This window comes from Vibrio sp. 2CM40D, from assembly GCF_023161825.1.
GTDB lineage: Bacteria > Pseudomonadota > Gammaproteobacteria > Enterobacterales > Vibrionaceae > Vibrio > Vibrio alginolyticus.
In genome coordinates this window covers 657,555-669,546 of sequence record NZ_JALNTL010000001.1, presented here as the reverse complement: position 1 = coordinate 669,546, position 11,992 = coordinate 657,555, and the positions used below count along the sequence as shown (strand labels likewise).

9 protein-coding genes and 2 tRNA genes are annotated in these 11,992 nt (G+C 45.4%); 10 read left to right on the top strand and 1 reads right to left on the bottom strand.

Annotation, left to right across the window (positions count from 1 at the left end):
* Positions 1-2 precede the first annotated feature (2 nt).
* Both MTF70_RS03070 and rpoS read left to right on the top strand, forming a co-directional pair.
* Entirely contained in the window at positions 3-926 is a 924-nt protein-coding gene (locus MTF70_RS03070; protein WP_017633546.1) for a peptidoglycan DD-metalloendopeptidase family protein, read from the top strand.
* A gap of 80 nt (positions 927-1,006) precedes the next feature.
* Complete coding sequence (gene rpoS, locus MTF70_RS03065) at positions 1,007-1,993, top strand: RNA polymerase sigma factor RpoS (protein WP_005380887.1); 987 nt, start codon at positions 1,007-1,009, stop codon at positions 1,991-1,993.
* Between the two features lie 82 nt (positions 1,994-2,075).
* Here the strand turns inward: rpoS and mutS are convergent, their stop codons facing one another.
* On the bottom strand, positions 2,076-4,637 hold the full coding sequence (gene mutS / locus MTF70_RS03060) for a DNA mismatch repair protein MutS (protein ID WP_104979687.1): 2,562 nt from the start codon (positions 4,635-4,637) through the stop codon (positions 2,076-2,078).
* Between the two features lie 84 nt (positions 4,638-4,721).
* On the opposite strand from mutS, the gene pncC reads away from it, so the two are divergent.
* From pncC to MTF70_RS03020, 8 genes are all read left to right on the top strand, one after another.
* Complete coding sequence (pncC, locus tag MTF70_RS03055; protein WP_017633544.1) at positions 4,722-5,204, top strand: nicotinamide-nucleotide amidase; 483 nt, start codon at positions 4,722-4,724, stop codon at positions 5,202-5,204.
* 200 nt (positions 5,205-5,404) lie between these two features.
* Entirely contained in the window at positions 5,405-6,448 is a 1,044-nt protein-coding gene (recA, locus tag MTF70_RS03050; RefSeq protein WP_005380874.1) for a recombinase RecA, read from the top strand.
* 127 nt (positions 6,449-6,575) lie between these two features.
* A complete protein-coding gene (recX, locus tag MTF70_RS03045; RefSeq protein WP_017633543.1) occupies positions 6,576-7,043 on the top strand; it encodes a recombination regulator RecX in 468 nt (155 codons plus the stop codon).
* Between the two features lie 142 nt (positions 7,044-7,185).
* Complete coding sequence (alaS, locus tag MTF70_RS03040) at positions 7,186-9,768, top strand: alanine--tRNA ligase (protein ID WP_205461132.1); 2,583 nt, start codon at positions 7,186-7,188, stop codon at positions 9,766-9,768.
* A gap of 212 nt (positions 9,769-9,980) precedes the next feature.
* On the top strand, positions 9,981-11,168 hold the full coding sequence (locus tag MTF70_RS03035) for an aspartate kinase (RefSeq protein WP_005383803.1): 1,188 nt from the start codon (positions 9,981-9,983) through the stop codon (positions 11,166-11,168).
* 92 nt (positions 11,169-11,260) lie between these two features.
* Complete coding sequence (gene csrA, locus MTF70_RS03030; RefSeq protein ID WP_004415691.1) at positions 11,261-11,458, top strand: carbon storage regulator CsrA; 198 nt, start codon at positions 11,261-11,263, stop codon at positions 11,456-11,458.
* Positions 11,459-11,792: 334 nt separating this feature from the next.
* A tRNA-Ser gene (locus MTF70_RS03025) sits at positions 11,793-11,884 on the top strand.
* 31 nt (positions 11,885-11,915) lie between these two features.
* Positions 11,916-11,992 (top strand) — tRNA-Arg (locus MTF70_RS03020).

Below are 11,992 nucleotides of genomic sequence, written 5' to 3'. Positions count from 1 at the left end.
AGGTGAATAAGTTACTACGTCATATTGGTATTAGCTTTGTGTTTGCTGCAGGACTAGTTGGTTGTGCAGCGCATTCCCCTGCACCTGTCTCTAGCCTAAAAAAAGACTATTCAAGCCTTGAAAGAGGGAGTTACAGAGGGAGTTATTATGAGGTAAAAAAAGGCGATACACTTTACTTCATAGCTTATGTCACAGATAAAGATGTAAATGATCTTGTTCGTTACAATGAGTTAACTCAGCCTTACACTATCTACCCAGGACAGAGGCTAAAACTTTGGGCTCCGAAATATGTCGCCCCTAAATATGGTCAAAAAGTTGAACCCGTTGTGGCTCCTGTTGTTACGACACCCCCAGCTCCAGTGACGAAAACATCAACAGCCTCTAAACCTAAACCTTCGAGTAAAAACTCTAGTCAAAAACCTACAGAGACTAAGCCTAAAGTCGTACAAAAACAGCCTCCAAAGAAGGTTGAACAATCGAAAACAAAGGAGTATGTTGGTTCAAAAGATAACCAAAAAGTGAAGCAAAAAGCGCCAACTACCACAGCAAAGAGTGATAAAGTCTCAAAGTGGTTGTGGCCAACAAAAGGGAGAGTAATCAAGAACTTTTCGGCGGGAGAACAGGGAAATAAAGGTATCGACATCGCAGGACAGCGTGGTCAACCTATCGTTTCAACCGCAGCCGGCACAGTCGTTTATTCAGGCAATGCGCTACGAGGTTATGGCAACTTAATTATAGTAAAGCATAACGACAATTATTTAAGCGCATACGCACATAATGACAAACTGCTGGTCACAGAAGGACAAAGCGTAAAAAGCGGACAAAAAATCGCCACCATGGGTAGTTCAGGTGCAAAGTCGGTCAAACTACACTTTGAAATTCGCTATCAAGGTAAATCAGTGAATCCAAAACGCTATTTGCCTTAAAACTTTGAAAAACAACTTGCGACATCATTTAGCGACATATTGAGTTGTCATGTCTTGCTAACTCGCCAGGGGGAGGCGTTATGAGTATCAGCAACACAGTAACCAAAGTTGAAGAGTTTGCATTTGACAATGCGTCAGTGAAGACCATTGATAACGAACTCGAAAGATCATCATCCACAGAAAGCAAAGCGACTGCGCGTGAAGAATTTGACGCGAGCAGTAAAAGCTTAGATGCAACTCAGTTGTATTTGGGCGAAATTGGCTTCTCACCTTTACTTACTGCCGAAGAAGAAGTGCTTTACGCAAGACGCGCCCTACGTGGCGACGAAGCGGCACGCAAACGTATGATCGAAAGTAACCTACGTTTGGTTGTTAAGATTTCTCGTCGATACAGTAACCGTGGTCTAGCACTACTTGATCTGATTGAAGAAGGTAACCTCGGCTTGATCCGAGCGGTCGAAAAATTCGACCCAGAACGTGGTTTCCGTTTCTCTACTTACGCAACGTGGTGGATCCGACAAACGATAGAGCGAGCGTTGATGAACCAAACTCGCACGATCCGTCTACCTATCCATGTAGTGAAAGAGCTGAACATTTATCTGCGTACTGCGCGTGAACTTTCTCAAAAGCTCGATCACGAACCGACCGCAGAAGAAATTGCTGCTCAATTAGATATTCCAGTCGAAGACGTAAGCAAAATGTTACGCCTTAATGAGCGTATTAGCTCTGTCGACACGCCAATCGGTGGTGACGGTGAGAAAGCGCTGCTGGATATTATTCCTGATGCAAACAACTCTGATCCAGAAGTTTCGACTCAAGATGACGACATCAAATCATCGTTGATTCATTGGTTAGAAGAGTTGAATCCGAAACAGAAAGAAGTGCTTGCACGACGCTTCGGCCTACTAGGCTATGAGCCTTCGACGCTGGAAGAAGTTGGTCGAGAGATTGGTCTGACACGTGAGCGAGTACGTCAAATACAAGTGGAAGGTTTACGTCGTCTTCGTGAAGTCCTAATCAAACAAGGTTTGAATATGGAAAACTTGTTTAACGTAGAAGACGATTAAATAATCCGTATTTCACTAGATACACAAAAGGCTATGGTTCCCCATAGCCTTTTTTCTTTTTTGCTCGTCGGTGTGAGTCTGTTTACAGCATCTTCTTCAAGCGATACAGCTCTTCAAGAGCTTGGCGTGGCGTTAAGTCGTCAGGGTCAATACCTGACAGAGCTTGTTCGACCTCGCTAGGCTCTGGAATCAGGCTCAACTGGTTAGCCACATCTACTGCACTTGGACGTGGTGTGTCACTGTTTTGCCCCAGTAGCTCTAGCTGAGATAGCTTGTTACGCGCATTTTTGATGACCGTTTTTGGTACGCCTGCTAAGCCCGCAACAGCCAGACCGTAAGACTTACTTGCCGCACCTTCTTGAACTGCGTGCATAAAGGCAATGCTATCTCCATGTTCTACGGCATCCAAGTGAACGTTCGCTAAGTTTGGCAGCTGGCTTGGTAACTCTGTTAATTCGAAGTAGTGGGTTGCAAATAGGGTCATCGCACCAATTTGTGTTGCGAGCCATTCCGCACTTGCCCAAGCTAAAGACAGACCGTCGTAAGTACTAGTACCGCGTCCGATTTCATCCATTAGCACCAAACTATTCTTAGTTGCGTTGTGAAGAATATTGGCTGTTTCGGTCATTTCTACCATGAAGGTCGAGCGGCCAGATGCAAGATCATCTGACGCACCAATACGAGTAAATATACGATCTAAAGAACCAATCTGTGCGGATTCTGCCGGTACATAAGAGCCGATATGTGCCATCAATGCAATCAGCGCAGTTTGACGCATGTAGGTTGATTTACCACCCATGTTTGGACCGGTAATGATCAACATCTTACGGGCTGGGTTCAGCTCAATTGGGTTCGCGATGAACGGCTCTGTTGTTACTTGTTCTACGACTGGATGACGACCAGCTTGAATGTGAATTCCTGCGTCTTTCACAAGCGTTGGGCGGCAGTAATCTAACGAATCTGCACGCTCTGCTAGGTTTTGTAATACATCCAGTTGAGACAGAGCAGAAGCTAGGTTTTGCAGCTTCTCAAGGTTTGGCATCAATAGATCAAACAGTTCTTCCCACAACTGTTTCTCAAGTGCTAACGCTTTAGATTTCGAGTTAAGTACTTTGTCTTCGTGTTCCTTAAGCTCTGGGATGATGTAGCGTTCAGCGTTTTTGAGGGTTTGGCGACGTACATAATGCGGTGGAACCAAATGGCTCTGGCCACGGCTCACTTGGATAAAGAAGCCATGAACGTTGTTATAGCCTACTTTAAGCGTATCGATACCGTGTCGTTCACGCTCATCTCGCTCAAGCTGCTCAAGATATTCTGTTGCACCGTCTGCCAATTTTCGCCATTCATCGAGCTCCGCATTGTAGCCTTCAGCGATGACGCCACCATCACGAATAACAACCGGCGGATTTTCTTTAATCGCGCGCTCTAACAGGTCACATACTTCGTCAATCGGAGCTGCATACTTCGCCAATTTCGTTAGGTACGGATGGGTCAAAGAAGCGGTGACAGATTCTAGCTCTGGTAGCTGTTGCATGGCATTGCGAAGTCTAGCCATATCGCGAGGGCGAGCAGAGCGTAATGCAAGGCGCGCTAAGATACGTTCAATATCACCAATTTGCTTTAACGTTGGTTGAAGATCGGCAAACAGAGCTTGTTCTTTAATCTCACCAATCGCATCAAGGCGATTGTTTAACGTTTCAATGCAACGCATAGGCTGATGCAACCAACGCTTCAGCATTCGGCTGCCCATCGGAGTTGCACAATGGTCGAGTACTGCAGCGAGCGTGTTATCGGTTCCGCCTGCTAGATTTTGAGTAATTTCCAGATTACGTCGGGTAGCAGCATCAAGGATGACGGATTGATCCTGATGATCAAACGTTAAAGAGCGAATATGAGGTAAAGCCGTACGTTGAGTATCTTTTACGTACTGGATCAAACAACCAGCAGCACATAACCCTAAGGACGCATGTTCTACACCAAAACCAACCAGATCTTTTGTGCCAAATTGTTGATTGAGTTGTTGCTTAGCCGTATCAAGCTCAAACTCCCAGACTGGGCGACGACGGTTACCATTGCGGCTCGCCATTAAATGTACAGGTTCAAAATCTTCTGGGAACAGTAGCTCACGTGGTGCGGTACGTTGAAGCTCGGCTGTCATCGCTTCTTCAGTTTCTGGTTCTGTCAGTTGGAAGCGACCAGAGGTGACATCCAGCGTCGCATAACCGAACTTACCGTTGTGATGGTAAATTGCTGCGATTAAGTTATCGACACGCTCAGAAAGCAGCGCCTCATCCGTCACTGTACCTGGTGTCACGATACGCACAACTTTACGTTCTACTGGGCCCTTGCTGGTGGCCGGATCGCCAATCTGTTCACAGATCGCCACAGACTCACCAAGCTGAACAAGTTTTGCCAGGTAGCCCTCTACGGCGTGAAATGGCACACCCGCCATTGGGATAGGTTCACCTGCAGACGCACCACGTTTGGTCAATGAAATATCAAGAAGCTGAGAAGCTCGCTTGGCATCATCGTAAAAGAGTTCGTAGAAATCGCCCATGCGGTAGAACAGCAAAATCTCTGGGTTCTCAGCTTTTAGCTTGAGGTATTGCTGCATCATCGGAGTGTGTTTTTGTTCAGCTTTCACAGGTAAGTTCTTTTGTTTATTTCCGTAGCGGCTTAGGATACGTGAATCCCTATCAAGTAAAAAGAGACAAAGGGCATTTTGGCTATGGAAAAAACAACAAAATTGAGTGCCGATTTAGGCGCATTATTGGCTAAACACGGGCATCTTTTAACGACCGCAGAATCATGCACTGGTGGTGGTGTTGCAACCGCCATTACTGACATTGCTGGTAGTTCAGCGTGGCTTGACCGTGCGTTTGTCACCTACAGTAATGAAGCGAAAATGGAGATGCTTGGTGTGCAAGCTTCAACGTTAGAAGCGCATGGTGCAGTGAGTGAGCCAGTTGTGATTGAAATGGTGCAGGGTGCAATTAAAAACTCCAATGCGACCATCGGTGTGTCCATCAGTGGTATTGCAGGGCCGGGTGGTGGCAGTGAAGAGAAACCAGTCGGCATGGTCTGCTTTGCTTTTGCTGATAACCAAAGTTGGCAGCAAGTCGAAACCATGCATTTTACTGGTGACCGTGCAGAAGTTCGCAAAAAAGCGGTCGAGCATGCGCTGACTCAATTGTATCAACATCTACTCTAGAATTTCTTAAATTGTTTTAGCCCAGCATTGATAAGGGCTAGAGCAAATCACGACTTTAGGTCAGCCAAATTTTTTTCATACAGGTATGGACACTGTATGAATCAACAGTATAATAACTTTCATTGCTGAGCAGTTCTTCTGCTTAAGAAAAATGAATTACTATTCGTCGCCCAAAGAAGATGAATAAATCGGAGAAAGTAATGGACGAGAACAAACAGAAAGCGCTCGCCGCTGCGCTAGGTCAAATTGAAAAGCAATTCGGTAAAGGCTCTATCATGCGCCTTGGTGATAACCGCGCAATGGACGTAGAAACCATCTCAACGGGTTCTCTTTCTCTTGATATCGCTTTGGGTGCTGGTGGTCTACCAATGGGTCGTATCGTAGAAATCTACGGCCCAGAATCTTCAGGTAAAACAACATTAACCCTTGAGCTTATTGCTGCTGCGCAACGTGAAGGCAAAACGTGTGCGTTTATCGATGCAGAGCACGCTCTAGATCCTGTATACGCGAAGAAACTTGGCGTAGATATCGATGCATTGCTGGTTTCTCAGCCAGACACAGGTGAGCAAGCGCTAGAGATCTGTGACGCACTTGCACGTTCTGGTGCTATCGATGTTATGGTTGTCGACTCTGTTGCAGCGCTAACACCGAAAGCAGAAATCGAAGGCGAAATGGGCGATAGCCACATGGGTCTGCAAGCACGTATGCTTTCTCAAGCAATGCGTAAGCTAACGGGTAACCTAAAGCAGTCTAACTGTATGTGTATCTTCATCAACCAAATCCGTATGAAGATTGGTGTGATGTTTGGTAACCCAGAAACAACAACAGGTGGTAACGCACTTAAGTTCTACGCTTCTGTTCGTCTAGATATCCGTCGTACTGGCGCAATCAAAGAAGGTGACGAAGTCGTAGGTAACGAAACGCGCATCAAAGTTGTTAAGAATAAGATTGCAGCACCATTTAAAGAAGCAAACACACAAATCATGTACGGCCAAGGCTTTAACCGCGAAGGTGAACTTGTCGATCTAGGTGTGAAGCACAAGTTAGTTGAAAAAGCCGGTGCTTGGTATAGCTACAATGGCGATAAGATTGGTCAAGGTAAAGCGAATGCGTGTAACTACCTGCGTGAGCATCCTGAAGTGGCTAAAACTATCGATACAAAACTGCGTGAAATGTTGCTAGCGCCAGCACTTGCGGAAGCGCCTGAAGCTGGTGAAGCGCCAGAGCAAGCTGAAGAGTTTTAATCTCTCATAGATTAATAAATGACAAAGCCCTGCAATGCGGGGCTTTGTTGTATCTATTGAAATCAAAAATCGAATTATCATAAAGGCCATTGAGAGCCTGTACAGCAAAAATACTTTTAGGATCATCATGTACCAAAAACGCCAGGCGCCAACATTATCGAGCAAAGAGGCAGCTATCCAATTGCTTAGCCGTCGCGATCATGGTCAGTATGAGCTTTACCAAAAATTATCGATGAAGGGCTATGAAGAATCAGACATCGACATCGCAATTAATTTTTGCCTAGACCATAACTATTTAGATGATTTACGTTACGCGAAGAGTCAAATTAGACAGCATGTATACAAAGGACATGGAGAGCGTCGAATTCGTCAAGAGTTAAACCAGAAGCGTGTTGCGGAATCGGTGATTGAGCAAGCTATGGCTGAAGAGCCGCAAGATTGGTTTGAACTGGCTAAACAGGCGGCAGAAAAGAAATTCAAAGGTATTAAAGCCAAAGACCAAAAAGAGTACGCAAAACAAGTTCGTTTTCTGCAATATCGTGGCTACAGTTTTGACCAAATCAGCTACGCGCTGAGCTTTGAGGACGAAGATTAACGGTCAGTCGTTCGCACTGATTTTTGTTTTGCTTCAAATTTTTTCTCCTACTCCCTCTTTTCCTCAAGAAAACTAGTCTCAGCTGTTTGCATGATCTACAATACGGCAAAATTCTAACTCGACTATTTTCAGGAAGAGCTGCATGTACATGAGCACTGATGAGGTTCGTAACGCGTTCCTCAAGTTCTTTGAGAGCAAAGGACACCAAATCGTAGAAAGTTCATCGTTAGTTCCACATAACGACCCAACCCTGCTGTTCACAAACGCAGGTATGAACCAATTTAAAGATTGTTTCTTAGGCTTAGAAAAACGAGCCTACACTCGAGCGACTACGGCTCAGCGTTGCGTACGTGCAGGTGGTAAACATAACGACCTAGAAAATGTTGGCTTCACTGCTCGTCACCACACATTCTTTGAAATGTTAGGCAACTTCAGCTTTGGCGATTACTTCAAAGAAGATGCGATCTCCTTTGCTTGGGAATTCCTAACCGAAGTTCTTAAACTGCCAGCGGATCGTTTATTGGTAACTGTTTACGAAACCGATGACGAAGCGTTTGACATCTGGAACAAGAAAGTTGGCGTGCCCGCTGATCGTATTGTTCGCATTGGTGATAAAGAAGGCGGCAAGCCGTATGAGTCTGATAACTTCTGGCAAATGGGCGACACTGGCCCTTGTGGTCCATGTACTGAAATCTTCTACGATCACGGTGAGCACATCTGGGGTGGCCGTCCTGGCACGCCTGAAGAAGATGGTGACCGTTTCATCGAGATCTGGAACAACGTATTCATGCAGTTCAACCGTCACGCAGACGGCACTATGGAACCGCTACCAAAACCATCGGTAGATACTGGTATGGGTATCGAGCGTATCTCTGCAATCATGCAGGGCGTTCACTCAAACTACGAAATCGATGTGTTCCAAGCTCTTATCAAAGCAGCAGCAGAAGTGATCGGTTACGAAGACCTATCAAACCAATCACTACGCGTTATCGCTGACCACATCCGTTCATGTTCATTCCTGATCGTGGATGGCGTTATGCCTTCAAACGAAGGTCGTGGTTACGTATTACGCCGTATCATCCGTCGTGCAGTTCGTCACGGTAACAAGCTGGGCGCACAAGGTGCATTCTTCCACAAGTTGGTTGGCGTTCTAGCTGACATCATGGGTACGGCTGGTGAAGAGCTGAAGCGTCAACAAGCTGTGGTTGAAAAAGTACTGCGTATCGAAGAAGAAAACTTTGGTCGTACACTTGAGCGCGGTATGGCGATTCTAAACGAAGCACTAGATAACCTAGACGGTAAAGTACTGGACGGCGAAACCGTATTTAAACTTTACGATACTTACGGCTTCCCAGCTGACTTAACTAACGACGTAGCACGTGAGCGTGAATTCGCAATCGACGAAGAAGGTTTCGAGAAAGCGATGGAAGAGCAGCGTCAACGTGCGCGTGAAGCGGGTAACTTTGGTACTGACTACAACGCAGCAATCAAAGTTGATACGCAAACAGAATTCTGTGGTTACACAGCTACTAAAGGCTCTAGCTCTGTAGCTGCGATGTTCGTTGAAGGCAACGAAGTAGATTCACTATCTGCGGGCGACAAAGCAATCATCGTACTTGGTGAAACGCCATTCTACGCAGAGTCAGGCGGTCAGTGTGGTGACGCTGGTGAAATCCGTACTGAGTCTGGTGTATTCCACGTTGAGGACACTCAAAAACTAGGTAACGCAATCGCGCACCACGGTGTAATGGCAGAAGGCGTTCTAGCGAAAGGTGATGAAGTAGCAACTATCGTTGACGCAGAGCGTCGCGCAGCTATCTCTCTAAACCACTCAGCAACGCACTTGCTACACGCAGCACTACGCCAAGTTTTAGGTGAGCACGTAACGCAGAAAGGCTCATTGGTGAAGGCAGACAACCTACGTTTCGACTTCTCGCATCTAGAAGCCGTAACTGCAGCAGAACTGAAAGAAGTTGAGCGTCTAGTTAACGCGCAAATTCGTCGCAACCACACGATTGAAACCAACGTGATGGACATTGAGTCAGCTAAGAAGAAAGGCGCAATGGCTCTATTCGGCGAGAAGTACGATGACGAAGTACGCGTACTGTCTATGGGTGACTTCTCGACAGAGCTTTGCGGTGGTATTCACGCATCAAGCACAGGTGATATTGGCCTATTCAAAATCACTTCAGAAAGCGGCATTGCTGCAGGTATTCGACGTATTGAGGCGGTAACAGGCGAGGCTGCATTAGATGCGATTGAAGCTCAAAACGCGAAGTACGAAGAGAAACTGGCAGAATCTGCACAGAAAGCAAAAGCGCTAGAGAAAGAAGTGCAGAAGCTAAAAGATAAGATGGCGGCAGCAGAAAGCGCTAACATCATGGGCAAAGCGGTTGAAGTCAATGGTACAAAAGTTCTAGTCGCAGCTCTTGAAGGCGCTGACAGCAAGAACCTACGTACTATGGTTGATGACATCAAGAACCAAATGGGGTCTGGTATCGTACTGCTTGCCAACGTAACAGGTGACAAGGTTGGCTTGATTGCTGGTGTGACTAAAGATCTAACTGGTAAAGTAAAAGCCGGAGATCTAGTTAAGATGATTGCTGAGCAAGTCGGTGGTAAGGGCGGTGGTCGTCCTGACATGGCTCAAGCTGGTGGTACTGATGTAGCAGCACTACCAGAGGCAATTAAAACAGTTCAGCCTTGGTTAGAAGAGCGCTTATAAGCTCTTAACTACTAAAATTACGCTCAATCAAGTTTCTTTGATTGAGCGTAATTTTTTTTAGCAGCCAAGTGGTTTAATTGACCAAAAGTTAACCGAGTCATTTAGGCTATTTGGTTTTTGTTGTAACTACTGCTTATATAATTTTTCTAAAAGGAAATACTGACGATGTAAGCAGTTCTAAAGAGACTTCGGTCTTGGGAAGGTGAAGACTGGTGAAAAAGCCCCTTATCGTGCAAAAGTTTGGCGGAACCTCCGTGGGTTCAATTGAAAGAATCCACCAAGTTGCTGAACACATCATTAAGGCGAAAAATGATGGCAATCAAGTTGTTGTTGTCGTGTCTGCAATGTCAGGCGAAACAAACAGACTGATGGACCTCGCTAAACAGATAGATAGCGTGCCTACAGCTCGAGAACTTGATGTTTTGCTCTCTGCTGGTGAGCAAGTGTCAATGGCACTGTTAGCAATGACACTCAATAAGTTGGGTCATGCTGCACGCTCGCTTACCGGAGCACAGGCGAATATTGTGACGGATAATCAACACAATGACGCAACGATTAAACACATTGATACTAAGACAATTCTGGGATTGCTTGAGCAAGACCAAATCGTGATTGTTGCAGGCTTTCAAGGTGTGAATGAGAACGGGGATATCACCACATTAGGTCGAGGTGGCTCAGATACGAGCGCAGTGGCACTGGCAGGCGCATTGCGCGCTGATGAGTGTCAAATCTTTACCGACGTTGATGGTATTTATACTTGTGACCCACGTGTAGTGAAAAACGCGCGAAAATTGGCGGTTATCGATTTTCCTTCCATGGAAGCGATGGCAAGCCGAGGCGCGAAAGTATTACATTTACCTTCAGTGCAATTTGCATGGAAGAATAATGTGCCACTGCGCGTGCTTTCGACATTTGATGTTAATGAAGGCAGTCTGGTAAAGGGGGAGTTAGGCAATCAAGCCGTCTCTGGTATAGCCATTCAACGTGACCTTGCCATAATCGAAGTCGATAAAGAACATTTATCTAGTGCTACAAAACAATGTCAGATGTTGGGTATCGACATTTGGAATGTGATCGAGGAAACAGAACGGGCAGGTATCATGATAAAACAAGATGCATGTGCCAAGTTCGATCTGGTGTTCAGCGACAAAATCCGTAATAGTGAAGTGGTAAGCCTGTTGACCGCAGTGGGGCTTGAGGCCAATGGAATGGTAGAGCACGCATGCGATTTGTTGGCAAAGCGAGATATTGAGATCAATTTCAGCGCAACGAATGCACTCACTATGATGCTAGTTTTAGCACCCGAATGTGTGGATACAGCAGCAAACATTCTGCATGATGCTTACATTACGTCTAGTGAAGCATTAAACATTCAACAAAAACATGCCTTTTTAGGCTGATTTTCGCTAACAAGGTAGTTTACGAAAATATAACTTTTGTTGGATAATAGCTTTGTAGCAAGAAAATTTAGAGATTACTCAAGGAGCAAAGAATGCTAATTTTGACTCGCCGCGTAGGCGAAACACTGATGATTGGTGATGAAGTGACTGTAACTGTACTAGGTGTTAAAGGTAACCAAGTGCGTATCGGCGTTAACGCTCCGAAAGAGGTTTCAGTTCACCGTGAAGAAATCTACATGCGCATTCAAGCTGAAAAAGGCAATGGCAACGTTGCTTCAGGTAACTACTAAGTCGCTCCTGTTTACAGAGCTTAGTTTGAATGAAAAAGGCTAACCGAAGGGTTGGCCTTTTTAGTTTTTACTGTTTTTGAAAATTTGCAGAAACTATTGTGTTGAGTATGGCTGTGAATTCATCAATAATGTTGATTCGAACTTCAGAAAGTTATTTGAAAATAAATGTCTTTTTTTCAGAGAAGACTCTCTTTTTTTCATCATAATAGAGTGATAAAGTTCGTTTAATAGTCACTTTGATTAAATCAGCAACGGTTAAGCCAGTTTCGTAGATTTTTTCAAAGAAAGTGTTTGACATATTTTCGGTAAAACGTAATATGTGCCTCCGCAAGACGGTGAGGTGGCCGAGAGGCTGAAGGCGCTCCCCTGCTAAGGGAGTATACGGTTTATCCCGTATCGAGGGTTCGAATCCCTCCTTCACCGCCATTCTTGCAACGTTGATTTATCAACAAAAAGTGCGTCCTTAGCTCAGCTGGATAGAGTACCTGGCTACGAACCAGGCGGTCGGAGGTTCGAATCCTCCAGGACGCGCCA